29 protein-coding genes and 1 other annotated feature are annotated in these 25,198 nt (G+C 50.0%); of the genes, 2 read left to right on the plus strand and 27 right to left on the minus strand.

Features of this window, described 5'->3' with window-relative positions; translation table 11 throughout:
• Positions 1–11 precede the first annotated feature (11 nt).
• The 16 genes from PCH05_RS13045 to PCH05_RS13115 form a co-directional block, all read right to left on the minus strand.
• The gene (locus PCH05_RS13045; RefSeq protein WP_307719536.1) at positions 12–389 is read right to left on the minus strand and encodes a 2Fe-2S iron-sulfur cluster-binding protein; all 378 of its coding nucleotides are present in this window, start codon (positions 387–389) and stop codon (positions 12–14) included.
• A complete protein-coding gene (locus PCH05_RS13050; RefSeq protein WP_127602835.1) occupies positions 389–568 on the minus strand; it encodes a DUF2768 family protein in 180 nt (59 codons plus the stop codon). The genes PCH05_RS13045 and PCH05_RS13050 overlap by 1 nt, the downstream gene beginning before the upstream one ends.
• A gap of 148 nt (positions 569–716) precedes the next feature.
• On the minus strand, positions 717–992 hold the full coding sequence (locus PCH05_RS13055) for a stage VI sporulation protein F (protein WP_127602836.1): 276 nt from the start codon (positions 990–992) through the stop codon (positions 717–719).
• Between the two features lie 66 nt (positions 993–1,058).
• Positions 1,059–2,099 (minus strand): NAD(P)H-dependent glycerol-3-phosphate dehydrogenase, encoded by a 1,041-nt coding sequence (locus PCH05_RS13060; protein ID WP_127602837.1) that lies wholly within the window; start codon positions 2,097–2,099, stop codon positions 1,059–1,061.
• Positions 2,089–2,724, minus strand: coding sequence for a glycerol-3-phosphate 1-O-acyltransferase PlsY (gene plsY / locus PCH05_RS13065; RefSeq protein WP_127602838.1), 636 nt, complete (start codon positions 2,722–2,724; stop codon positions 2,089–2,091). Before plsY ends, PCH05_RS13060 begins: the two co-directional genes overlap by 11 nt.
• An 11-nt stretch (positions 2,725–2,735) precedes the next feature.
• Positions 2,736–4,058: a ribosome biogenesis GTPase Der gene (gene der / locus PCH05_RS13070; RefSeq protein ID WP_127602839.1), complete on the minus strand. Its 1,323-nt coding sequence runs from the start codon at positions 4,056–4,058 to the stop codon at positions 2,736–2,738.
• A gap of 247 nt (positions 4,059–4,305) precedes the next feature.
• Complete coding sequence (gene rpsA / locus PCH05_RS13075; RefSeq protein ID WP_127602840.1) at positions 4,306–5,532, minus strand: 30S ribosomal protein S1; 1,227 nt, start codon at positions 5,530–5,532, stop codon at positions 4,306–4,308.
• Positions 5,533–5,654: 122 nt separating this feature from the next.
• Complete coding sequence (locus PCH05_RS13080) at positions 5,655–6,245, minus strand: lysophospholipid acyltransferase family protein (protein WP_127602841.1); 591 nt, start codon at positions 6,243–6,245, stop codon at positions 5,655–5,657.
• A 16-nt stretch (positions 6,246–6,261) separates the two neighbouring features.
• Positions 6,262–6,957 carry a (d)CMP kinase gene (cmk, locus tag PCH05_RS13085; protein WP_127602842.1) on the minus strand — a complete coding sequence of 232 codons (696 nt, stop codon included), beginning with the start codon at positions 6,955–6,957 and terminating at the stop codon, positions 6,262–6,264.
• Between the two features lie 235 nt (positions 6,958–7,192).
• Positions 7,193–7,414, minus strand: coding sequence for a hypothetical protein (locus PCH05_RS13090; protein ID WP_127602843.1), 222 nt, complete (start codon positions 7,412–7,414; stop codon positions 7,193–7,195).
• 88 nt (positions 7,415–7,502) lie between these two features.
• Positions 7,503–8,153 (minus strand): flagellar brake protein, encoded by a 651-nt coding sequence (locus tag PCH05_RS13095; protein WP_127602844.1) that lies wholly within the window; start codon positions 8,151–8,153, stop codon positions 7,503–7,505.
• 136 nt (positions 8,154–8,289) lie between these two features.
• On the minus strand, positions 8,290–9,654 hold the full coding sequence (gene ypeB / locus PCH05_RS13100) for a germination protein YpeB (RefSeq protein WP_127602845.1): 1,365 nt from the start codon (positions 9,652–9,654) through the stop codon (positions 8,290–8,292).
• Between the two features lie 211 nt (positions 9,655–9,865).
• Positions 9,866–10,024 (minus strand): hypothetical protein, encoded by a 159-nt coding sequence (locus tag PCH05_RS27280; protein ID WP_164766642.1) that lies wholly within the window; start codon positions 10,022–10,024, stop codon positions 9,866–9,868.
• A 61-nt stretch (positions 10,025–10,085) separates the two neighbouring features.
• On the minus strand, positions 10,086–10,781 hold the full coding sequence (gene prsW, locus PCH05_RS13105) for a glutamic-type intramembrane protease PrsW (RefSeq protein ID WP_127602846.1): 696 nt from the start codon (positions 10,779–10,781) through the stop codon (positions 10,086–10,088).
• A gap of 87 nt (positions 10,782–10,868) precedes the next feature.
• Positions 10,869–11,483, minus strand: a complete 615-nt coding sequence (locus PCH05_RS13110; protein WP_127602847.1) for a genetic competence negative regulator — start codon at positions 11,481–11,483, stop codon at positions 10,869–10,871.
• A gap of 186 nt (positions 11,484–11,669) precedes the next feature.
• Entirely contained in the window at positions 11,670–11,987 is a 318-nt protein-coding gene (locus PCH05_RS13115; RefSeq protein WP_127602848.1) for a hypothetical protein, read from the minus strand.
• A gap of 93 nt (positions 11,988–12,080) precedes the next feature.
• Between PCH05_RS13115 and PCH05_RS13120 the strand changes: the two genes are divergently transcribed.
• Positions 12,081–13,007: a polysaccharide deacetylase family protein gene (locus PCH05_RS13120; protein ID WP_127602849.1), complete on the plus strand. Its 927-nt coding sequence runs from the start codon at positions 12,081–12,083 to the stop codon at positions 13,005–13,007.
• Between the two features lie 55 nt (positions 13,008–13,062).
• Here the strand turns inward: PCH05_RS13120 and PCH05_RS13125 are convergent, their stop codons facing one another.
• Genes PCH05_RS13125 through PCH05_RS13135 form a run of 3 tightly spaced genes read right to left on the minus strand, consistent with a single transcriptional unit; the run spans position 13,063 to position 14,953 of the window.
• Positions 13,063–13,902, minus strand: a complete 840-nt coding sequence (locus PCH05_RS13125; protein ID WP_127602850.1) for a metallophosphoesterase — start codon at positions 13,900–13,902, stop codon at positions 13,063–13,065.
• Complete coding sequence (locus PCH05_RS13130; RefSeq protein ID WP_127602851.1) at positions 13,896–14,363, minus strand: hypothetical protein; 468 nt, start codon at positions 14,361–14,363, stop codon at positions 13,896–13,898. Before PCH05_RS13130 ends, PCH05_RS13125 begins: the two co-directional genes overlap by 7 nt.
• Complete coding sequence (locus PCH05_RS13135) at positions 14,360–14,953, minus strand: CPBP family intramembrane glutamic endopeptidase (RefSeq protein WP_127602852.1); 594 nt, start codon at positions 14,951–14,953, stop codon at positions 14,360–14,362. The genes PCH05_RS13130 and PCH05_RS13135 overlap by 4 nt, the downstream gene beginning before the upstream one ends.
• 424 nt (positions 14,954–15,377) lie before the next feature.
• Positions 15,378–15,608: a binding site (T-box leader), on the plus strand.
• Positions 15,609–15,852: 244 nt separating this feature from the next.
• Between PCH05_RS13135 and serA the strand changes: the two genes are divergently transcribed.
• Positions 15,853–17,442 carry a phosphoglycerate dehydrogenase gene (serA, locus tag PCH05_RS13140; protein WP_127602853.1) on the plus strand — a complete coding sequence of 530 codons (1,590 nt, stop codon included), beginning with the start codon at positions 15,853–15,855 and terminating at the stop codon, positions 17,440–17,442.
• A 104-nt stretch (positions 17,443–17,546) separates the two neighbouring features.
• Here serA and PCH05_RS13145 read toward each other — a convergent pair whose 3' ends face one another.
• The 8 genes from PCH05_RS13145 to PCH05_RS13180 form a co-directional block, all read right to left on the minus strand.
• Positions 17,547–18,989: an ATP-binding protein gene (locus PCH05_RS13145; RefSeq protein WP_127602854.1), complete on the minus strand. Its 1,443-nt coding sequence runs from the start codon at positions 18,987–18,989 to the stop codon at positions 17,547–17,549.
• Position 18,990: 1 nt separating this feature from the next.
• Positions 18,991–19,707 carry a response regulator transcription factor gene (locus PCH05_RS13150; RefSeq protein ID WP_127602855.1) on the minus strand — a complete coding sequence of 239 codons (717 nt, stop codon included), beginning with the start codon at positions 19,705–19,707 and terminating at the stop codon, positions 18,991–18,993.
• Between the two features lie 157 nt (positions 19,708–19,864).
• Entirely contained in the window at positions 19,865–21,124 is a 1,260-nt protein-coding gene (gene ccsA / locus PCH05_RS13155; RefSeq protein WP_127602856.1) for a cytochrome c biogenesis protein CcsA, read from the minus strand.
• A complete protein-coding gene (gene resB / locus PCH05_RS13160) occupies positions 21,121–22,815 on the minus strand; it encodes a cytochrome c biogenesis protein ResB (RefSeq protein ID WP_127602857.1) in 1,695 nt (564 codons plus the stop codon). The genes ccsA and resB overlap by 4 nt, the downstream gene beginning before the upstream one ends.
• On the minus strand, positions 22,815–23,339 hold the full coding sequence (gene resA / locus PCH05_RS13165) for a thiol-disulfide oxidoreductase ResA (RefSeq protein ID WP_127602858.1): 525 nt from the start codon (positions 23,337–23,339) through the stop codon (positions 22,815–22,817). The genes resB and resA overlap by 1 nt, the downstream gene beginning before the upstream one ends.
• 129 nt (positions 23,340–23,468) lie before the next feature.
• Positions 23,469–24,209, minus strand: coding sequence for a pseudouridine synthase (locus tag PCH05_RS13170; protein WP_127602859.1), 741 nt, complete (start codon positions 24,207–24,209; stop codon positions 23,469–23,471).
• Between the two features lie 21 nt (positions 24,210–24,230).
• Complete coding sequence (locus tag PCH05_RS13175; RefSeq protein ID WP_127602860.1) at positions 24,231–24,572, minus strand: peptidoglycan recognition protein family protein; 342 nt, start codon at positions 24,570–24,572, stop codon at positions 24,231–24,233.
• 90 nt (positions 24,573–24,662) lie between these two features.
• On the minus strand, positions 24,663–25,196 hold the full coding sequence (locus PCH05_RS13180; protein ID WP_127602861.1) for a spore maturation protein: 534 nt from the start codon (positions 25,194–25,196) through the stop codon (positions 24,663–24,665).
• Positions 25,197–25,198 lie beyond the last annotated feature (2 nt).

The following is a 25,198-nucleotide window of genomic DNA, read 5'->3' on the forward strand; positions in this document are numbered from 1 at the left end:
TCTCCACCCGTTTAGAAATAGGTTTTGTTCTGTGCCACGATTTTCCCTGGAGCTTTCACGACGGTTTGGCAGCCCAGACGGAAGCCCTCGTCAAACTCCTCCGGGTCCAGCCGCTTATGCTCCGCTTCGGTCGGCTCTTCGAGATACTCGGCCCCCTCCAGCACCTGGCAACGACAGCGTGCGCAGGTGCCGCGTTTGCACATGTGCTGCCAGTCAATCTCGTGATCCTTTGCATGTTGAAGAATGGTCTTACCGGGCTCCGGAATGACCGTCTTCTCGATGGTTCTGCCCTTCAACTGCATCGTGGCTTCATGATGCGCGGTTTTGTCTGCTTGGGCAGCGTCCTGCATCGTCTTTTTCTTGCCAAATAGCATTCGGAAACGGTTCATCACATCAATGCCGCCATTCCCCCGAGAAATCCGACCACCATTATGATGAATGCTACAAAGGACAGCGTTCCACGGAGAACTCCGGTTGTTTTGGTACGGGCAAATGTAATTAAAAACACGGATAACCCCATTACCAGCATGGCAATCAGGGATACCCACATTTTAGTCATCGGATCCATAGGCTCTGATTCTCCATTCTTTTCGATGTATAAGCGTATTATAGCATGAAACTTGTCCACTTTCTTACCCCTAAAAAAAGAGCATAAAGTCTCGGAAGCCGAGAGGCTTCGTCGACTTATTGCCCTTTACGCTTGAAGTATCCTTGAATTATTTCTTCATCATCAGTTTCATCAGCGATTCCATATTCTGCGGATTCATGCCACTCTTTTTAACCGCGTTAACGATATCTTGAATGGTATCTTCGCTGACAGGAACGTTGGCCATCGCGGACACCTGCTTGATCAGTTGGCGGAGCTGGGTCTCATTTTGCATCGTAGAAGGTTTCACGGTACTGGCAAGCTTCTTAACGGCACTTTCCGAGATGTGCTTACCTGATTTCTTGTTGACAACATTCAGCACGTCTTTGGAAATATTTTTGCTCATCTTCTCCCCTCCTCCGGCAGTCCTCAACTTATATATATGAGGATTGGCCCCGAAAGGTGAAAAGGATCAGCTGTGCCACTGTTCCCAAGTTTCGATTTTCATGGACTCCATTTCCGTCTTGGGATCGCGTCCCATTAAGGCTTCTACAGCGATCCGAGGGTCTTTGTCTTCAAAAAGCACATGATACAGCTGGTCGGCAATCGGCATCTGAACACCGTATTTCTCCGATATCGTGTGAGCTGCCTTGGTGGTGCGGATACCTTCCACGACCATGCCCATTGAGCTCAGCACGTCATCCAGCTTCATACCCTGTCCCAGCATCGAGCCTGCGCGCCAATTGCGGCTGTGTCGGCTGGTAGCCGTCACAACAAGGTCACCGACACCCGCAAGCCCTGCGAACGTCAGCGGATTAGCGCCCATTTCGACGCCGATCCGGGTGATTTCGGCAAGGCCGCGTGTAAGCAGCGCAGCTTTGGCGTTATCTCCGTATCCGAGGCCATCCGACATGCCCGCACCCAAAGCGATGATGTTCTTGAGCGCCCCAGCAAGCTCCACGCCGAGCATATCCCGGTTTGTATACACGCGGAAATCCGCGTTCATGAACAGATCCTGCGCTGCTATAGCAGCCGCTTGATTCAGCGAAGCAACGACGACCGTCGTAGGACAGCGTCGCACCACTTCCTCTGCATGGCTTGGTCCCGAGAGAACCACGATGTCCCCTTCCGGGCATCCGAGCTCTTCCGCAATGACCGTCGACATGCGTTTCATGGATTCAGTTTCAAAACCTTTGGTCGCGTGTATACACAACATATCCGGCTTCCACAAGGTTTTGAGGGAACGCGCCACCTCGCGCATCGCCTTGGAAGGAGCCACGATCAGAACCGCTGTCGCGCCTGTCACCGCTTCTTCCATGTCGGTGGTCGCTTTCAAGTTCACAGGCAGCTCCACATCAGGCAAATAGCGGCTGTTCATATGCTTTTCGTTGATTTCTTGCACTTGCTCGCTGTTGCGGCTCCAGATCGTGACATCCGGATGATTGGCCGCAAGGACGCTTGCCAGAGCGGTTCCCCAGCTCCCGGCAACAAGCACAGCTACTTTATTTGACAATTCCCTTTCCCCCTTTGGATCCTCCGGAGCCTATTTTGTTTTCCCGACCTTGAACAATTTTCACAATATTGCTGCGATGTCTCCAGAAGGCAAACAAACAGATAACGAGGCTGGACCAAAAAATCGGCCAGTCAAAACCAAAGATCAAACCATAGATGAGCAGAGAAATCGGGGTCAATGCCACGAAAATAAGCGACCCCAGCGATACATAACGCGTGATCACAATCAGCAAAATGGCAATGATGCCGGCCCATAAAGCCGGAAAAAAGCACATGGTGGCCATGACGCCGATCGTGGTAGCAATGCCTTTCCCACCGCGAAAGTGAAAATAGACAGGCCAGTTATGGCCGATGATGGCGGCAATGCCGCACAACGCGGTAACCCAGCCGTTTCCGTCTCCAAGCCACTTTCCCAGCCAAACGGCAGCAATCCCTTTCAGAACATCGAGCAGAAGGACGGCGATGGCCGGTCCTTTGCCCAAAATACGCAGTGTGTTGGTGGCTCCCGCGTTACCGCTGCCGTGTTGGCGAATATCAATGCCTTTCAGCAGTTTCGCCAGCACGACGCTGAAGCTGATCGAGCCGAGCAGATAACTCAGGACAATTGCTATGATCTGTAGAATCAATCTATTCTCCCCTAACTTTCATCCGATTTGCGCCGAGTAAAGATACGGATCGGTGTTCCTTCGAAATCGAACGCCCCGCGGATTTTATTCTCCAGATAACGCTCATAGGAGAAGTGCATCAGTTCAGGATCATTCACAAACACAACGATGGTCGGAGGCTTAACCGCCACCTGGGTCACATAGTTGATCCGCATGCGTCTTCCTTTATCCGTAGGCGGCGGATTAAGCGCAACCGCATCGGACACGACATCATTCAGAAGATGGGTCTGAACCCGCAAATTATGCTGCTCGGCCGCATGCTGAACTACTGGAAGCAGCTTGTGCAGACGGGATTTCGTTTTGGCGGACAGGAAAACGATAGGCGCATAGGTCATGAACAGAAAATGGTCACGAATCTTCGTTTCAAACTGATGCATCGTTTTATCATCTTTATCAACAATATCCCATTTATTCACAACGAAAATGGAAGCCTTGCCCGCCTCGTAGGCATATCCGGCGATATGCTTGTCTTGGTCGATAATGCCTTCTTCGCCATTGATGACGATCAATACCACATCCGCACGTTCAATCGCGCGCATTGCGCGCATGACGCTGTATTTTTCCGTGGTTTCGTACACTTTGCCGCGCTTGCGCATACCCGCTGTATCGATAAGCACATAACGCTGTCCATCTTTTTCAAACGGCGTATCGATCGCATCCCGGGTGGTGCCCGCGATATCGCTGACAATAACCCGCTCTTCGCCGAGTATCGCATTGACGAGCGATGACTTGCCTACATTCGGTCTTCCGATCAACGCGACCTTGATCACGTCTTCATCATATTCATCATCATTCAGCTCCGGCAGGATTTCAACGATTGCGTCCAGCAAATCGCCGATGCCCGTGCCATGGCTGCCGGAAATCGGAATCGGATCACCGAATCCCAGGCTGTAAAATTCATAAATTTCATCATGGCGGCTAAGGTTGTCCACCTTGTTCACGGCGAGCACGATAGGCTTTCCGGAACGGAACAGGATCTGAGCCACTTCCTCGTCAGATTGCGTCAAGCCACTTTTGGCGTCACACATAAACACGATGACATCCGCTTCCTCGATCGCAAGCTCCGCCTGCATACGAATGGATTTCAAAATGACATCGTCCCCGTCAATTTCAATACCGCCCGTATCAATTACACTGAACGGTTTGCCGTTCCACTCCGACACCCCATAAATCCGGTCCCGGGTAATTCCCGGTTTATCTTCCACGATGGCCAGCCTATCTCCAATCAAGCGATTGAAAATGGTCGATTTACCAACGTTAGGCCTGCCAACGATAGCTACTACGGGTCTTGCCATATTCACTCCTCCTGTCAATACTTCCGCTTATCATCATAGCAAAAAACGCTTATTTTGGCTAACGTTTCATATGATCAAGCTCACATTAATCCTATTTTCCCGAACAATAAAGATTCCATGCGCCTGAATGCCAGTTCTTTCTGCGCTTTTACGTAATCCTTCTCCTGCCGGGAAAGGAATATGATACAAAAAAATCGGCGAGCCCTATACAGGGTTCGCCGATGTTCATTTCAAGAGACGACGCAAATCATTTGAATTTGCTGAGTTTGTCTCCAAAACGTTCGCCAAGCGTAATGCTGAGGCCTTGGTTGCTCAGAGATACGTTTGGATTGTCCTTAAGCTCATCCTTATGGTTACTGCTGCTCTTTGCAGGTCTTTCCTGTCTCGGTGCTGCAGCCGGAGCTTCTTCGGTCTCCTTAATGCTGAGGCTCACACGTTTTTCCGCTGTATTGATGTCCAGGATTTTGACTTGCACTTCCTGACCTTCCTTCAATACTTCCTGCGGAGTTCCGATGTGTTTATGAGAAATTTGGGAAATATGAACAAGACCTTCAACGCCTGGTGCAAGTTCAACGAAAGCGCCGAAAGTTACGAGGCGTTTAACTTCGCCGGTAACCACATCACCCGTGTTGAATTTCTCTGCCGCACTATCCCATGGTCCAGGCTGCGCAGCTTTGATGCTCAAGCTGATTTTGCCTTTTTCCGGATCTACTTTCAGAACCTTCACCTTCACCTTGTCTCCTTCGGAAACAACGTCAGCCGGTTTTTCAACATGGTTCCAAGCCATTTCGGATACGTGAACCAGGCCGTCTACACCGCCCACATCAACAAATGCGCCGAATTGAGTCAAGCGTTGAACGGTTCCTTCCAGTTCTTGTCCTTCTTGCAGCTCGGACATCACTTTTTGCTTGTTGGATTCGAATTCCTCTTCAAGCACTTCTTTAGCGGACAGAATCACCTTGTTGTTTTCGCGGTCGATTTCTTTGACTTTCACGCGCAGCGTGCGTCCTTTGTAATCGCTGAAATCTTCTACGAAATGACGTTCCACCATGGATGCAGGGATAAATCCGCGTACGCCCACATCGGCTACGAGGCCGCCTTTTACCACGTCAGCAACAGTAACTTCGAGCACGTCTTGAGCTTCGAAATGTTTTTCAAGCTCTTCCCATGCATTTTCACTGTCGATCGCGCGTTTGGACAGCACGAGTTTTTCTTTTTCGTCGTCGATGCTCACGACTTTGCATTCGACTTCTTGACCAACCTGAACCGCATCCGATGCGTTGTCCAGATGAACAGAAGACAGCTCACGGATCGGAATCACACCGTCATATTTATATCCAATGCTTACATAAGCCTGGTTGTCTTCCAATTTGACGATAGAACCTTTCACGGTGTCCCCTTTTTTCAAGGATACGAATTGGTCCATTTCCTCTTGATTCACTTCTGTTTCCTGATTCTTTGTTTCTTCCGACATGTCAATACCCTCCTCAATTCAAAAAAGCCATTTATTCAAACCTGCTGACGCAGAGTTCAAAACATTCAAAGATGATGATAAATATCTTTCCAATAAGTGCATGCCTTCATGCACGGAGCCGTCTAATTCAGTGTCGGCTTTCCCGTTTGCTGCATTTCGTGAATCCGCGACATGATCTTGCCCGTCACCAATTCTACAGCTTCACTAGAGTCCATCGCGGCAAATTCGGATAAATCGATGGGTTTGCCGTATATAACTCTCATTTTTCGTAAAAACTTGTAATCACCCACGATTGCTGCAGGGACGACCGCAGCTCCGCTACGGAGAGCGAAACTCGCAGCGCCTTTTTTGGCGGCACCGCTATCGGAATGGCGGGTTCCTTCGGGGAAAATCCCCATAATTTCACCGCCGCGCAGAATCTTAAGGGAAGTTTTAAACGAATCCTTACTGACTCCGCCTCTCTTGACAGGGAACGCGCCGAATTGCGTGATCAGCCATCCGAGAACCGGGATTTTGAACAATTCCTCTTTGGCCATGAATTTGACCTGCCGCCGCACCTTGATTCCGACAGCAATGGGGTCGAGCAGACTTTTGTGATTCGAGCAAAGCAGAACCCCGCCCTCCTCCGGAATATTCTCCGTGCCTACCGCCTCAAGACGGTACATAAAGGCAAAGAGGATCCGCAGCACTCCCCGGCAAAAAACATAAATCATGTCGTTCTCCCCATCCTTATGAGTTCGTATGCGTTCTGCAATAAGAAACGATCGTTTCTACAACCTGAGGGATATCCATATGCGTCGTATCGAGCACAATGGCATCGTCCGCGCAGCGAAGCGGTGAAACTTCACGCCCTTCATCCAGGCGATCCCGTTCCGCAATATCCTTCTCAAGCTGTTCCAAGGTCAAGCCTTGCGCATCACTCAGCTCTTTAAAACGGCGGAGAGCACGTTCCTTCACGCTGGCCGTCATGAATATTTTCAATTCAGCATCCGGTAGAACCGTCGTTCCGATGTCTCGTCCATCCATAACCACGCCTTTGCGGGCGGCCATCTCTTGTTGGAGCGCTACCAAATGCTTTCGCAGCCCTTCAATTTGAGCGTAAAAGGACACCATGCCGTTCACTTCCTGCGATCGGATAAAAGGTGAAACATCCTGCCCGTCGACCAGCACCTTTTGGCCGTCAGCACCCGGTATTAATTGAATCACCATCTTTTGGGCATGTTGAAGCACCAAATCAGAAAATTCAGGCGAAATATGATGCTTCAGCATATACCAGGTAACCGCCCGGTACATGGACCCCGTGTCTACGTATATGTAGGACAGCTCTTTGGCCACCATGCGTGCGATCGTGCTTTTGCCTGCCCCGGCAGGTCCGTCAATTGCAATATTGATTTTCAAGTTGTTCTTTGTCCCCTGCCTATCCAAAGGGGCATTCCTCCTCAAACATAAGCATAAATAATGGTGTGATCGAGGTATTTTTCGAAGCAGGCTTAGTGCCAATGCGTGGTTTCTTCCCCGTTGAATCTGCGCTTGGCTTCCATAGAACTCAGCAGAATTCAATATCCATGCTTTCAGATCATCTCAAGAAAAAAGCAGGCATTGCCTGCGACGTGAAAATTATACCACACAACGGACAGTGATGCAAAAAAGACCCGTTCCTTCAGCGCTGCCAATCCTTAACAGCCCGCTCGTTTACAGGGATCCCGTCCAATTTGTCCACAGGGGATATAAACGCTCTTAGCGGCTGGATATGCAGTGCAGATTGAAAAAAGATCAACGCTGCGATCAGAAATATGAGCAGAACCTTGGTCAGCCTGCCTGCCTGATCGCATAGCCTTTCAAACAAAACGAGATAGTGCTTGACTTGCTCTTTTTCATTCACATGGATGCACTCCCGGATTTTTCCTAATAAGGTGTCCCGGGATGACATCATTTATGCATCGAACGTCAAGAAAAAAAGCACGCCTTGCTCAGCGCCGGAATTCAAACTGTCGTTCGAAGCAGTAGCGGATCAATTTTTGGCGCTCCATATCCGCGATTAAGGTGAATTTCACCATGACGATTTTGCGGCCGTTCTCAAGTACTTTAATGCGCACGACTTCCCCGGTAAAAGGGACATGCTCAATGCTGCCGTTTTTGTAGGGCACAAGGACCCAGCAGGATAATCCTTCTTCCTCTTCAATGCGCTGATTGGCATCACAATAGAAGGAAAGGCCGCCGCCGCCTACATCGTAGGTCCGGGCAACAAAACGGATCATTTTATCGGTTTTGACAGCGACTTCAAGCTCCGCGTTGACGCGCAGGAAGCTCCGGCGCTGAATCTTGCTGATGGAATCCGGTTCGGGCTTGCGGATCCGCACCATCCGAATGACATCATCCTTGAAACCGAAAACATAAGAATTGAAATAATTTTTGATTCCGCCTTCAGTCATAAAATAAATGGATAGCTCGTCCCCGATAAATAACCTTTTCAGGTGTCCTGTTCCTTCCTGCATCGGAATCTCAATGAGAAAGGAGTCTTCGTCCATATCCGCGATTCTGGATTTGTACTGGATTACCGCTTCTTTTTCATCTCCCGAATCGACGCTAATAAATAATAAATCACCTATTTTAGGATACAAAAAGTTCACCGCCAGCTCTAGTATTCACCGCATATCCTGATTATACCATGTCTTTGGATGCAGGTATGCGTGTTTTTAAGTAAAAAAAGAAGCCTCTTTACGCAAAGGGCTTCTTCAGAGCTGGGTGAAAAGTCATTTATTTTACGGCAGCCTGCTGATCCGAGGCTTTCAGTTCCTCAACCATTCTTTCGGTGCCGTCGTTTGCATCGATATACATGCGGTATCTTGAGCCGTTGATATTACCGCCGAGCTCGTAGCAGAGCACTTCTTTAGCCGAATCGTCCTTGATCAGCGCTGTACGGCTGTAGGTCTCTTTGAACTCGGGATTGATCTTCTTCCGGACTTCCGCCATCGTCATTTTCGGTTTCGGAATATTCCGCTTGCCTTCTTTATGTTCATATACATAGTCGCTTGCCTGGAAGCCGGTGACTTCGCCGTTATCGAGCCCGACACGCACCGTGATTTTCTCAGGATATACGAGTACGCCGTCCTGTTTGCTTACATAGGTCAGGTTGCCCATATTTCCATATTGGTCAGCCGTCACGGCTGTCATGTCTTTATAGCCTTTTTTGGTCAGGAATTGATCCGCCTTCGCTTTCGCCTGCTGAATGGTGACGGATTTCTTTCCGATTTTGCGGCTGTCATGGTAGCTGATGAGCAGACCGCCTTTTTTCGTAAAGTCCATCGAAATAACCGCCGGCTGGTTCTGCGATTTTACGGTTGCCGTATAGGATTCCCAATCCGTACCCTTGCCGTTTTCCGTAACCTGAATGGAAGCATGCGGGCCTGCATCAGCAAATTTGGCCGCCTTGCGCTTGATATCCTCTTTGGATACGGGAACGCCAGCAAGCATTTTGACGGAGCGTTTATCATACATGCTGGATACGGCCGGACCCCAGTTAAGTTCAGGATAGGCTCCAACCCGTTTATCCACGGTTTTAAAGCCGTCGATGATCGTATTGTCGAGCGCCTTATCCTCCGATGCCATCGCGCTTTCGACATCCATCCAGCGCAGCCGGTTCGCGATGACCTTGCTTTGCACGGTCTGCAAATCCTTCGTGATGTCCGAGGAATTCTTGTAGAGGGTTTTCAGATTCTGGATCTCGTCTTTCGTCAGCGGCTCCTTGTCCAAATTCCGCATCGAGGTCTGATACGAGAAGTTCGAAATTCTGGACAGGAAGTCCTCCGTTTTATTAAACGGAAGCATGGTCAGCGGAAGCTGGTTGATTTCGTTCTGGGCTTCGCTCGTCAGCCTCCACACGTTGATCAGCCCCTTGCGGTGCATGGCATTGGACGTGGAACTGACCGCAAGCGTATTGCCCAGCTCGCTATGCAGGCGGTCCATATAATAGGACAAGTCGTGAAAAGCCCGCTGGTACTGGTTTTCCGCTTTAATCAAAATCGCGTTTTTTTCCTGGTTCTCCTGGTACCCCCACACGAATGCCCCGATCATAAAGAGGGTAACGATGGGAAACAAAACAGCGCTTAGTCGCTTGTACATAATAGCTCAAGTCTCCTTTCTTCAACTCAATCGATCAAAATGCAGCCTGATGTTCATGGCTGGTTTCAATCCATCTGCGGGTTGCTGCTGTTAGTTTGACAAGAAGAATGGAGTCTTATGCATCATCTGGGAGCTGCGCCTGATTTGTTTATCACAACACTTTTTGTTCCATAAAAAAATGAACCAAGGCTTGATCCTTGGTTCATGAACGCTAGAACGGAAGCTCTTCGATGTCGAACAGATCCTTGTTATTGCATAGGCACTGCTTAAAGCCGGTTTCAATCCGTCCGCGTTCCCGCTTTCCCCTCAATACAAACCGTTCTCCACACTGCTTGCATACGATGGTCACTTTAACACGCAAAAAAGGCACCCTCCATCCTCCGTAATTTTCCAACATTGGAATCTCGTAGGAGTCAGTGTGCCCATTTTGTTCAGGTATTAATCTCTTCTTCGCGTTTCAAAAACCGGAACGGCGACCGGTTGTTAGCCCGATACACCTTGCCCATTCCGCCATACCAGAGGAACGCCATAAGCGGGACGATGAACCATATCCAATATTGGGTCATGGTGGCGAGGATCAAATCGTAGACGCCATGCCAGAACCAGGGAATGAACATCGAATATGCAAGATAGCGCTTCGCCTTGCGTCCTGTGGAGAAGCGGGCGCGTCCCAAATAATAACCCATCATGACGCCGAACATGGCATGGCCGGAAACCGGCAGCAGAGCTCTCAGGAACATCGCGCCGATCGAGGCGTGGCTGTACCAGGCGTACATCATATTCTCGACGGTAGCGAACCCCAGCGAAATCGCCACTGCATAGACAATGCCATCGTAAGGCTCGTCAAACTCCGTATGGTTGTAAATCATATGATACAGGACGAACCATTTCAGAAATTCCTCGACAAAGGATGAAATGATAAACGACTCGACATACGGGTTGCCGCCGAAGCCGTCCGTCATCCCCCGCTGGATGATCATCACGGGAATGACAATCAGAAAACCTAGCACAAACACCTTGATGACCATCATCAGCGGTTCCTGTTCATATCTGTCCTTGAGATAAAAATACGTCAAAAGGGCAAGTCCCGGCGCTAGCGCCGAAGCAATGACCGAAAACCAAAGCACCGTTTCTTTCCCCCTTTTTCCGTGTATACCGCTAATAAAAGCAGTTCATCCCATGAATCTTCGGTTCATGGGATGACGGCGCGAATTTTAATCCTGTCGTTTGAAATGCTCGCGGATGACCGCAATCGCATTCTCCTGCATGACAACCTTACCATATTCGTCGAGCACGGCTTCGGTATAGGAAGCAGCCTCTCCGTATTCTGCCAAAACGGCTATAAGTGAAGGATGCTTTCCGGAGTCGATCAATTCTGGATCCATGTATAGCACCCATTTATCTTTATAATGATAAAGACGGCCTGCCTCAGTGATATGACCGCCGAGTACATGCGCAGCTTCGATCAGCACCTCGAAATCGTTGAAGGCGTACACGATGGAATCGCTCTGTTCCAAAGTCACTTCCATTTCATACACTTCTTCAGGGAGTTCATCTTCCCCTAAATGACTGTATTGCTGGTGATCATACTTCCCACGTGTCACGATGACGACCATGCCTTGAGCTGGCAAGGCGAAAACTTCTACAGCGAGCGGTCCGGTTGCGTCAAAACCGAGTTCGTTATAGGCTTGATCCATCATTTCGGTGAACAGCTCATGGACCTTGGGAAGTTCCTGCCACATGTCTTCCTTCTGGATTCCACGCTCACTCAGATCGTCGAACGTGAGGAAAATCCGTATCTTATCTGAGCTCAAACGTTCTATTTTCATGACAGGATCCTCCTCTGCAAGCAATGATATAACAAATTATGATGTCTCCCATAATGTGTGCTGAAAATAGTTCTATGTAAGTATGTTATCATTATATAACCAGAAATGCACGCTGTAAAATAGACAAAAAAAGAATCATTTTGAAGCGTTTAGCTCCAAAAATGATTCTAAAAGCATGCGATTCGTTTACAATCCAGGTATGACCGTATTGGTCTCTTTCATGATCATGTCCACTTCTCTTTTCACATCGGGATTGCTGTTGATGAAATCGTGGATTTGCTTCATGCTATCGTCCTTATTATGCGACTGGGCATGCGACTGGGCATAAGGCTGGCTGCTGTGGCTTCCGGAGCTGGCCGAGCCGATCGAGCCAATGGAGCCGATATCCATCATTTTACCCGCATTATGCGTGATGGCGGACGTGATCGAACCTTTGTTTTTGGACATGATGGCTGTGGCCGCGGCGCCCAGAAGAACACCGCTGATAAATGACGAAGTATTCACTAATACAACCTCCTTATGTGATAAAATCAAATGTATTGTTCGCTGAAACAGACGGACTCATGCGGCATAAAAACAGGAAAGTGAGATGGAAAAATGGTTAAAAAGACAGCTGCGCTTCTTCTTGTAACTGCCTTGTTGTTAAGCGCATGCGGTGAAAAAAAAGACACCAGCCCCAATAAAGCCGGCTCCGCCACCAATGACAGCCAGACGGCTTCGACTGCAGGCTCAAACAGCACGAAGCCGGATCAGAAGGATGCGAAAAAAGACAGTACTTCCGCTGAGCCGGGAGATACTGCCGGCAGCACGGATCCGGAAACAGACAAGGACGATACCCATTCGCAGGATTCCTCCGATCCGAACAGCGAAGCCGCTGTTCCTCTGAAGTACCACATGAATAAGGCATATAACATCGTTCCGAACGAGGAAGGCACGGAGAAGAAAGTCGTACTGCTGACTTTTGACGACGGACCGAAAAAAGCCGAGTGGATCAACAGCCTGATCGATACGCTGGACAAGCATCATGCAAAGGCGATTTTCTTTGTCAACGGATACCGGGTCAAGGAGAATCCCGATCTGCTCAAGCTGATCCATGATCGCGGACAGATCATCGGCAACCACAGCTGGGACCATATTTCCTTGCGCAAGGAACCTGAAGCCAAAGTGAAGCAGCAAATCGAGGATGTGCAGAAAATCGTGAAGGATACCATCGGGGAGTCTCCCGTATTCTTCCGGCCTCCTTTCGGCGAAGGCGGGGATATCGGCAAGAAAATCGCCAAGGAGAACGGTCTGTTATACATGACGTGGTCTAACGGCTCTCTAGATTGGACGATGAAATCCAAAGGAACGGATAATCCGCAAAAGGTCATTCAAAACGTGCTTGATCAGCTTCACGCCGGGAGCAACATTCTGATGCACGAGCTCCCTTGGACCACCGAAGCGCTCGATCAGCTGTTGACCAAGCTGGAAAGCAAAGGATACACCTTTGTGGATCCGCGGAGCATCGAGCTGGAAATGAGATAATACGCTCCGGAGATTAAAAACGAAAAGCACATGTTCCAGTCGGAACATGTGCTTTTTAATGATTAATATCGTCCTCCGCTTGCTTCAGCTGAATAAGGTGCATTTCCGCAGGACAGCATAAACGCAGATCGACACGTCTGTTGCCAAAGCCCCGGCTGATCAGCATTTGCGGTCTTTGCACCGCAGACTTCGGCTGATACCAGCTGAACCATCCGCAATCGTACTTGCGGTAAAAGCCATTCAGGCGGATGGCACCGAATACCGGCAGCCTGATTTGGCCGCCATGCGTGTGCCCGGCCAGAATCAGCGAAGCCGGTTTCTCCGGCACGGATCGGATCCAGACGGGGTCGTGAACGACAACGATCCGGCACTGCGCTTCCCGAGGCAGATCGGGCAGCCTGCGGTAGCCGTCCCGCTTGTTTGGGGGCTGATCAACACCGGTCAGGCAAACATACTCTCCGCCCCGTTCCAATAGCAGGTTCTCGTCTTTCAGAAGTACGCCTCCAACATCAAGGATCGCTTCAGCCAAGCCTTCCGGCTCCGCCTTGAGATCGTGGTTGCCGTATACCGCATAAATCGGGCCCAACCCGGAGAGGATCCTCAGGTTCTCTCTTACGCGCTCCAGCGGAACGTTCCTCTCCATGATGTCTCCTCCGAGAAACACCCAATCCACCATCCCCTTAAAAGAGCTTACATAGGGTTCGGAAAGCTTGCGCTTATGAATATCCGATACAAAAAAAATACGGCTGCCGTCAAACGACTTTGGAAGCTTCTCCAGCTTAACTTTGGAATCGGTAACCGCATGAAGCCTGGCCTCATACGACATTCTTGCATACAGCAGCACACAAACGGCTGCAATGATACCCGCGCACGACCAAAGCGCTGCCGTTACCATAGGTCACCAAGCGGAGGAGCGCCTTTGACTCCCCAGTATACTAAAAATGCGGTTAACACGAGAAACAGGAAAAATAAGGAATTCGTAAAGTATTTGCTGATGACATTCCTGCGGGAGCCGTACGTCTCGGAGCGGGCAGGAGCAGATTCGGATTCTTGCTGCGAATGCGAAGCCCCGTAACCCGCCTGATGCCTTTCCGTACGCGACCGGTAGTTACGCTGCGCCGGCTCCATCCGGGTCACATTCGGATTGCGGTCCAGATCCTCCGAAGAGGCTCCTCCCCCTTTTTTCTCCTTTGCAGCCCTTACTCTGCTCAGTGAGGATGCTGTCGGCTTCTTCCGTTCGGGTCTGCTTTTCATGGTCTTGGTCCCTTGAGCGTCTTTGGCTGCAGGGGGCTTTTTTGTCTGGTTTTTTTTTCGGTTACCGTTATAGGTTTTAACTCTGCTTAATTCACTACTCATGATTCCCTCCGAAATCGAATCACTAACCCGGAAATGCAATCGATCGCAAAATGGCACACGACTGGGGCCAGCAGCGTTCCGGAATGGATGTAAATATATCCGAGTCCATAACTGCTCAGGAATACCCACCCTGTCGGGATCCAGTGCTTCAGGTAGCGGACATGGATGACGGCGAATAATATACTCGTCCAGTATGGGCCGAAAGCATGCTGAATCGCCCCGCGAAATAGCAGCTCCTCGCACACGGCCACCAGGGCCGCTATGAATACAATATGCCAAACCGGACGGTTTTGAAACAGCATATTATTAATCCCGCCATCATCCATCACTTCCTCCGGCGTCACTCTGGATACCAAATAGTCGATCAGAAACATGACAGCGGCCAATCCAAGCCCCCAAGCCACAAAATAGTCCCCTTTATGTGTTGCGAACAATTCAAACGGATTTCTTCTCTGAAATAGTATCCAGATCAATCCGATGATTAAGGTAAGACCCTGTGTAAGATAAAGATTGATCAGGAGCAGACGGTCTGTCAGCTGATCCGGCGTGGCCTGCTTCAGTTTCGGCGCACGGAATTTAAATTTTTTCATATTATGCCTGCCTGTCTTTAGTTATTGAACGATACAAGGATCATTACCCATGCCTAAGGTAGTTTGCAATGATCGCTCGCTCGAAAATTTCACCGAACGGCCTCGAAGCAAGATAAGCATGATGTCGTCATCTTCTATCATACCGCATTTTTGCCCTGTCGGGAATTCGAGGGGTAACCCGCTAAAAAATCCGCAACATATCGGCCGAACAACCGGCGGAAATGTCGCAGGAAACAACGCCGCGACGAAGTGGAGCGATTTGCGGATTTTCCGAACTTTCCAACGTGCCAAGCTGCAATTTTAGAGCATTTACGCCCAAGATAACATAAAAATAATAGCAGAATAGACAAAGAACATTCAAGAAACGAAGGTTCCCTATTGACAGGGTACGACGCGCCGTGATACATTATGAAAAAATTAACGAGTTAAACCGATGAAGGAAAAAAGATTCTTGAAGGTCTTCAGAGAGCCGATGGTTGGTGCAAATCGGTGGCAGTCAAGTTGTCTTAGCGTTCCAGAGAAGCTGCATTGAACATTGAAGTAGGTGCAGTCGGGTCATTTCCGTTATCAAATGGGTCTATTACAGACCTCTGAGGCTGCCGGCTGAAACCGGCGGTGAATTAGGGTGGTACCACGAACAACTCTCGTCCCTTACTACGCAAGTAGTGTGCGGATTGAGGGTTTTTTATATTATTTCAGCCTTCATTCTGCTTGCATGTACGGGATCTGACCCGATTTCGCGATCCGTTGCATCTCTGCTCTTTTATACAGCACCGCGTTGCCCAGGGAATACTATATTTTGAAAAAGCGTGTATGTCCGTTCAAGGTTTTACGGGCTTGTGTTTCAAAGAAATACGGCTCTCTAAATATACATGTAACGTAAATGAGGAGGAGAAACCATGTTTAAAGTATTAGTATCGGATCCGATCAGCGATCTCGGAATTCAACAGCTGATGGATGCACCGGACGTCCTGGTAGAGAAAAAGACGGGACTCGCAGAGGATGAGCTTGCAGCCATTATCGGAGAGTACGATGCGCTGCTTGTCCGCAGCCAAACACGTGTCACCGAAAAAATTCTTGCCGCCGGCACCAACCTTAAAGTCGTCGGCCGTGCAGGGGTCGGCGTTGACAACATCGACCTCGAAGCCGCTACCCAGCGCGGCATCATCGTCATCAACGCGCCGGACGGCAACACCATTACCACCTGCGAGCATACCTTCGCCATGATGATGGCCTTGGCACGCCATATTCCTCAGGCCTACGCCAAAACCGTCGGCGGGGTCTGGGACCGCAAGTCGTTCCTCGGCGTTGAGCTTCGCAACAAAACGCTCGGCGTCATGGGCATGGGCCGCATCGGCAGCGAAGTGGCCAAACGCGCCAAGGCTTTCGGCATGAACATCTTGGCGTTCGATCCCTTCCTGACTCAGGATCGCGCCGAGAAAATGGAAGTCAAGCTCGCGTCCGTGGATGATATCGTCCGCAATGCCGACTTCATGACCGTTCATACCCCGCTGACGCCCGAAACGCGTCATATGATCTCCCGCCCTCAATTTGAAGTCATGAAAAAAGGGATGCGCATCATCAACTGCGCACGCGGAGGCATTATCGACGAAGCGGCACTTGTGGAAGCGATCGATGAAGGCATCGTGGCAGGCGCGGCCTTCGACGTGTTCGAAAGCGAACCGCCGCAGCTGGATCATCCGTTCCTGTCGCATCCGAAAATCATCGTAACTCCGCATCTCGGCGCTTCGACGGTAGAAGCCCAAGAGAACGTTGCGATCGACGTATCGGAGGAAGTGCTGCATATTTTGCGCAACGAGCCGTTTAAAAACGCCGTCAATATGCCTCCGGTCGCTGCCAGCGTCATGAGCCGCCTGCAGCCTTACTTCTCCATCGGGGAGAAGCTCGGAAGCTTTGCCGCGCAATCGGCGAACCAGGCCGTGAGCGAGATCCACATTGACGTCGCCGGCGACCTGTCCGATATCGATATTCTGCCTTTGACCCGTTACATCGTGAAAGGCGTGCTCGGCCATCACCTCGGCAGCGAAGTGAACATCGTCAACTGCATGCATCTCGCGAAATCGCGCGACATTAACGTCGTTGTCACCAAAGCTTCGAAGTCCAAAGGCTTCACGAATCTGTTGACCGTGACGCTCAAAACGCAGAATCATGAAGAAACCTTGGTGGCCGGTACGCTGCTGAACGGATACGGCGAACGAATCGTGCAAATTGACAAATTCCCTGTCGATATGGCTCCGGAAGGCCATGTCATCCTGATTTCTCATAACGATAAGCCGGGCATCATCGGACGTGTCGGCACGCTTCTCGGGGAAAACGACGTCAACATCGCCTCCATGCAGGTTGGCCGCAAAATCATCGGTGGCGCTGCCATCATGATCCTTACCGTCGACAAAGCGGTACAAAAAGAAGTGCTGTCCCAACTGACTACTCTTCCTGAGCTGAACCGTGCCATTGAAATCACCCTGTAAATTGTAGCACCTTGACTTTTAGCACAATTGTTCCACGTTGAACAAGATTAATCTTTGATCTTCAACAAAAAGCACCTCTTCATGAGGTGTTTTTTTGTTATCTATCAAGATTTATCGTTTTCGACAGGAAGTCTTATCGAGAAGACGGTTCCTTCGCCAAGCTGGCTTGCCACACGGATGGAACCGGAATGGGATTCCACGATATTTTTTACAATCGCAAGGCCAAGCCCGGTCCCGTTTGCAGCACCGCGTACCCTGGCCTTATCCGCTTTGTAGAACCGTTCAAATACAAACGGGATATCCTCCTGCGGAATGCCCGCGCCTTGGTCCTCAATCCTGATCTGAAGCTCCGGCGCATGCCCTTCCCCGATCCGTTCGGCCACGATGCGGATTTCCTTTCCTTCCGGCGTATGCCGGAAAGCATTGTCCAGCAGGTTCGTGAGCACCTGCTCCAATTTATCCTCATCCGCTGCCTCCAGAACAAGGTCAGGTGACTTTTTATCGTAGATGAGATCAATTCCGCTCTCCTTGGATCGTACGGAGAATTTACGGTATACGCGTTCCAGCAGCTCATTCACGTCGAGCCGGCTGCGCTGGATATCCGTATGTCCTGCTTCCATCCTTGCCAAATCGAGCAAATCCTTCACCAGGCGTCCCATGCGCAGCGATTCATCGTGAATGACCTGAATGAGCTCCTGGCTCTCTTCGGGAGATGCCGCCATGCCATCCAGCAAAGCTTCACTGTATCCTTGCATCATCGAAAGCGGCGTCCGAATCTCATGCGACACGTTGGCCACGAAATCCTGACGCATTTTCTCCAGCTTCACCTGCTCGGTAATATCCCGCAGCACGGCTACGGCTCCTCGTATATCGTTCTCCGCGTACAGCGGAGCCATATGCACGGACCAGACGCCCTGCTTGACATGGACATCGGAGCTGACATCCGTTCTTTCCTCCAGCATACGCTCGAACAAAGCCAGAAGCGGCTTCGGAACCTTTTCTTCCGTCGGGCCTTCCAGATCCTCCGTCTGCTCCAAGTCCCAGCCGATATCCTTCCATTTCGGGATCAGCTTCTGGGCAGGCGGGTTGGTCAGAATGATATGCCCCGAGTTGTCGATCGTAATGACCGCATCGCTCATGCTTCGCAGCACGCTTGCCAGATGCTCTTTTTCCTGATTGAGATTGCGGATATTGTCTTCGAGCTCCGTCGCCATGTGGTTGAACGTATTGGCCAGCTTTCCGATCTCATCGCTTGTTACGATGGAAAGGCGGGTGCTGTATTCCCCTTTGCTGATCGCTTCCGCAGCACTGATCAGCTTTTGCATGGGCTGCGTTATTTTCGTGAGAAGAAAAAGCGCAAAAAAGGTGGTCATCGAAAAACCGATGATCGCCGTATACGTAAATAAACGTTTAATGTCTCCGGAATTGTTCGAGAAGTTGGTGTCGATATACGGGAGCAGGAACAAAGCCATAATAATCAGAATGCATGCCACCAAACAAATGATCGTTGCCCACAGCTTACCGACTAGCGATGTCCAGAAATTCACGTTACTTTGGCACCTCTAACTTGTAACCGACTCCCCATACGGTCGTGATCATGGCAGCAGACTCCGGAGACACTTTGTTCAGCTTTTCCCTTAATCTCTTGACATGGGTATCCACGGTGCGAAGATCACCAAAGAATTCATAATTCCATACGTCCTTGAGCAGCTCTTCTCTGGAAAACACCTTGTCCGGCGAAACTGCAAGGTAATGCAGAAGCTCATATTCCTTCGGTGTCAAAGACACTTCATGCCCGCTTGCGGTCACACGGTGCGCGTCATGTTCAATCACAAGATGCGGGAACACGATATTATTGCTGGAATTGCTATCTTTGGATAAATACGCGGTTGCCGAGGATCGTCTCAGGATCGCTTTTACCCGATAAATAACCTCTCTCGGGCTGAACGGCTTGACGACATAATCATCGGCTCCGACCTCAAAGCCCTGTACCCGATTGATTTCCTCACCTTTGGCGGTCAGCATCAGAATCGGCGTCGACTTCAATTGTCGAAGGCGGGTACATACCTCCATGCCATCCATACCCGGCAGCATCAGGTCAAGCAAAATCAGGCCATAATCCTGGTTGGAAGCTTTGCGCAGCGCGGTTTCTCCGTCTTCCGCTTCCTCCACCTCATAACCTTCTTTTTCCAAGTACATTTTCAGCAAACGGCGAATGCGTTCTTCATCGTCCACAACCAGTATTCGATTTCCGTGCTCTGACATAGACTACAACCCCTTTATGTTCATACGAAGATCTTATACACTCTCAAAGGTCAATTATAGCGAAAATCCGCTTCAACATCCAACATCAAATGCGAAACGGATTTTCTTTAGAAATCCAAAAGTATATGCAAGATTTATGTCTAATTTTGAAGCTGAGTTACTCTACGCCTGCATAGGAATGCAAACCGGCGATAACGAGGTTGACCCCGACCAGGGTAAACATAACGACGAGGAAGCCGATAACCGACAGCCATGCGGAATTGCTTCCCTGCCAGCCGCGGGACAATCTGAGATGCAAATAAGCGCTGTAGAACAGCCAGCAAATCAAAGCCCATACTTCCTTCGGATCCCAGCTCCAGAATATGCCCCAAGCAATTTGGGCCCAAATCATCGCGAAGATGAGCGCCCCCAAGGTGAAGATCGGAAACCCGATCGCGATGGCACGGTAGCTGATTTCATCCAGATCGTCCGCATCGATGCCCTCCATCAAAGGAGAGGCGGCGCGCCCAAGCGGTTTGCGTACGATCAGACGGAGAATGCCGTACAGGATGAGACCTGTAACGACGGACCAGATAATCGTGTTGAATTTGCGACCTGCATTGACACCGTTCATCCAGGACGGAGCATTAAAGAGTGGCTTGCTCATGCCTAGGAACGGCTCGTAGCTTTCGATCTTGCTGTTATAAGGACCGACGATCGGAGGAAGCTTGTAAGATACCTTTTCCGTAATCGTCGTTTGCGCGCCTTCCTGTCCGGTCACCTTCGTCTGCGTGAATACGGACTCGTAGCCGGCGGCACGGAATATAAATACGGTTGCGATAAAGGAGATCACAAGAATAATGGAAAAGAATATGACTTCGACCCAGCGCTGCTGTTTTTTCGCTTTCTTGTCCTTGCCTTTGAAATCAACAGTCCGAAGCAAATACATAAATCCCGCGGCGAAGCCGATCGCGAAGAACGATTCGCCTGCGGCTGCCAGCGTTACGTGAATCTTAAGCCAGTAGGACTGCAGCGACGGAATCAGCGGCTGCACTTCCTGCGGGAATACGGCGGCATAAGCCATAATAATAATCGTAATCGGAACAGCGAACAAGCCGAGCAGCGTTTTTTTATAGATCAGATATACGACCGTAAACGCAACCATCACCATCATCGATAAAAATGACATGAATTCGTACATGTTGCTGACCGGAATATGCTTTCCGCCGATCCAGCGGGTTACGAAAAACACCAGCTGGAAGATCAGACCCAAGGAAGAAACTGCGAACGCGATCTTCCCCCATTTCTTCATATGTGCTTCCGGATCGCGGTTGCTCCACCTGCGACCCATCAAAGCAACGGCGAATAATATGAATGCCGCGCAGTAAAGGAAGAATGCGACGATAAACATATTACTGCTGAAATCCAATAAGTTCATGCTTGTTTTCCTCCGTTATCCAGGGACTTTTCGTCCACTTCCAGATTCATTTTTTGAAGAATGGCCGAGATTTCCCGGCGTATGCCGAACCAGTTTTTGTTGGTGTGCGCCCCAAGAGTCAAAACGCCATTATCGATCCGCAGCCAGATGCGGCGGTGCTGCCAGTAGAATCCGAGCACCAGGCCGAGCATCACGATGCTGGCGCCAATCCATATGAATGGCATCACTTTATCCACGCGGATGTTCAAATACGAGGTGGACAACGAGAAATCGACGTTTTCCATGCCCTTCACGTCCAGCATGAGCGGAGCCTTCCCACCACCATTCAGCTTGGCGTTGATGGCATCCTGCTGGAAACGTTCCTTATCGATTTCCTTCGGGAAATAAATGTACTGCACACCACCAGCTGGCAGATCCGGTCCTTTGATCAGGAAAAGAAATGCCGGCGCATTCGGATTCGGAGTTTTGGTGACTGGCTTGCCGTTTTCATCCAGACCAAAATCGTTGTATTTCTCTTTCAGCTCGAGGGTATAGTCGCCTACCGTATAATTGCGCTGCGGATTGCGAATATCGAGCTTGAATTTGCCCAGGTCCTTACCCGTTTTCACATCAACCAGGGACGGGCTCACCGATCGCAGCACGGGCGTCAAATCGTAGTCGAATTGATATGCCATGAGTCCCTTATAGTCGAGCGGATCGTTGACCTCAATATTATGCTTGGTCACTTCTTCCAGCTGCGGTTCCTTGGTCGGGTCATCGCAATCCGCCGTGCAGCGGTATAACGTTGCTTGCGTGCTGAACAATTTTGGAAGAACCTTACCCTTGTTGCGGAATTCCTCCGGCATGTCCTCCTGCGTATAAAACTCCACGGTAAACTTTTCGTTTTTCAAATAGAACGAAGTATTCGGTATGTGTTTGATTTCCCCTTCAGGGAAGGCAACATGCTGGTCCATCTTAAGTCCCGGCAATCCCCGGGCTAGAACAGCGAGCAGGAATATGATCAGGCCGATGTGAATGACGTAGGGGCCCCAGCGGCTAAAACGGTATTTTTCAGCCAAGAGAGCGTTTCCGTCCGTGTACACACGATAGCCTTTCTTTTTGATCGGCACAGCCGCTTGCTTGATCCAATCCTCTGCCGTACCTTCGATCGAACCTTGATACGTAACGCGCTGGCGCGTCAAAAACTGCATGTGCTTAAGTATTCTTTGCTTGCTAAGCGCTTTGTAAAGCGGCAGAACACGGTCCAAACTACAGATGACCAGCGAAGCGCCGATCATGACGAGCAGCAGGATAAACCACCAGGATTCGTAGGTATGCGTTAATCCGAGTTTGTAGTATACGAGGCCCCAAGTTCCGTAGGTGTCCTTGTAATACGTGGACGGGTCGATATTCAGGAACGTGCTCTCCTGAGGGAAGATCGTCCCGAGCATTGAGCCGACTAGCGTCAATAGGATCATGTATACCGCAATTTTTACAGAGGAAAAGAAGTTCCAAATATGGTCGATAACATTTGGATTGGCACGCTGTGAGCGGCGTGCCATCCCGTCATAACGCATTTCCAGAACTTCGTTGGATTCGCGGTCCTCTTCTTCGAGCGGTCTGCCGCACGCCTCGCAAAGCACGGTGCCGACCGGATTCTGGTGTCCGCACTCGCATTTTGTATTCTTAAAAGCGATTACTTCCTGTAACATTACGACTTCACCAGCTCTTCAATTTGTTTGTCGAGGGTGGCCAAATCCAGCTGACCGAGATGAATTTTGTTGATTTTTCCGTCCTTGGACACAAAAAACGTGGTCGGCAAAGGCGAAATACCGTACCTTGCGATCGCGTCCTTGTTCGGATCAAGCAGCACCGGGAAATTAACGTCCGCGTTGTTTACGAAGTTCTCCACGGCCATTTGGTCCTCGCCGGCATTGATTCCGACCACAACCACGTCTTTATCCTTCCATTTCTCCCACTGCGCCTGCAGAGCCGGCATTTCCTTCACGCATGGACCGCACCAGGTTCCCCAGAAATTCAGGACCATGGCCTTGCCCTTATATTCGCTCAGATTATGGGCTTTGCCGTCGAGTCCAAGCAGTTCAAAGCTTGGCGCTTTGCTGCCTTCCGTAGGCTTTCCGCCCGATCCCGAAACCTGAGAGACGATGGCATATCCGCCCAGAACAACGATCAGAAGCAGGATAATGATCTGAACTTTTTCTCTTGATTTACCCATGCCAAATGCTCCTTTACTATGACAAATCTCATTGTTTCAATCGCAGGTTTTGAACACTCTATGAACAATTATAACGAAAACTTGTCATATTTGTGGAGGCCGGTTATGAATATTGTGTGACCTTCCCAGCTATTTTCTGCCTTGCTTTCCGGATTTAGCCATCTGAATCAGGCTGTCGATTTCTGCTTTGGTCAAATGGCGGTACAGCCCTCTCTTCAGGTTTTGCAGCAGCAAATCGCCAAACGAAATCCGTTTCAGCCGGATCACCTTGTGTCCGATGGCTTCAAACATCCGGCGTACCTGCCGGTTTCTGCCTTCATGGATCGTAATCGTAATGACCGCTTCGTTCTTTTCGGTATCGATATCCTTATATTCGACCTCCGCCGGATAAGTCATACCGTCTTCCAGCTGGATTCCCGCACGGAGCTTGTCCAGCTCGCTGCCGTGAGGAATGCCCTCCACGGTCGCGAGATACGTTTTGGGCACATGATGCTTCGGATGTGTCAGCATATTGGCGAATTCGCCGTCATTCGTCAGAAGCAGCAGCCCTTCGGTATCGTAATCCAAACGTCCTACCGGATAAATTCTCTCTTTGATGCCTTTGACATAATCGGTCACGATTTTACGCCCTTTAGGGTCCGATGCGCTCGTAATGACGCCTTTGGGTTTGTTCAGCATAATATAGATTTTGCTTTCGTTACGAATCGGTTTGCCTTCCACCATGATGATATCTTGTTCGGGGTCCGCTTTCGTTCCGAGCGTAGTAACGGTCTCCCCGTTAACTTCCACCTTGCCGGCCAGTATCAGTTCCTCGCATTTGCGGCGGGAAGCGATGCCTGCCTGAGCTAAAATTTTCTGTAATCTTTCCATTGTTTAATAGGTCACCTCAAACTAATGATACCCGTGAGAAGGGTAAATCACAAGTTCATTCCAAGGAAAATCTTCCCCTGGACAATCAGGCGAGTGCGGATAAAGGAAAAGAGGAGAAATGTCGTATTGTCTGGACAGCTCCATGATCAGTTTGCTCGCGGCGAAAAGCCGCTGCTTCTCTGAAGCGCCGAGCAGCACGTAGCTGCGGTTGAAATCGCCTTCCAGACAAATATGAATATGGGAAGGATCCGTCAACAGAGGAGCTGATGTGACGAGGCCGTCCGCCCCGATCCAAAAGTCATAGCCCACTCCATTGATGGACGTGCAGGAGGAATGATGAATAATAAAGCCTTCAAATGTCATGATTTCACCTCAATCACTGTGCAGTTGCAATCGTGATACAGTATATGAGGTGTCCATCATTACGTTACGGTACAGAAACCCGGATTGGTTTCATCCGAAAAAGAGCAGGCAGACGGCGATGGAAGCGACAAAGCCGATCACATCGGAGAACAGCCCGACCTTCAATGAATATCTTGCGTTGCGGATCCCGACCGCTCCCATATACACGGTCAGTACATACAGCGTGGTGTCTGTGCTGCCCTGAATCGTGGAAGCCATGCGTCCGATCATGGAATCCGGTCCATACACGGAAATAAGATCGGTCGCGAAGGCAAGCGAGCCCGTGCCTGTAAGCGGACGCAACAGGCCAAGCGGTAAAATCTCGCTAGGCACGCCAAGTCTGTGCAGGAAGGGGCCCGTCCAGCCGACGAAAAAGTCCAGCGCCCCGGAAGCCCGGAACACGCTGATGGCTACCATCATCCCGACGAGATTCGGAATGATCGAAACGGCTGTCTGAAATCCTTCCTTCGCACCGACAACGAATGATTCATAGACAGGCACTTTTTTCGTAAACGCAAATAGCGGAATGAAGGCGATCAATACAGGGATCGCCCACGCCGAAATCATATTGATCAGTGCCGTCATCG

This window comes from Paenibacillus chibensis, assembly GCF_004001045.1.
GTDB lineage: Bacteria > Bacillota > Bacilli > Paenibacillales > Paenibacillaceae > Paenibacillus_AQ > Paenibacillus_AQ chibensis.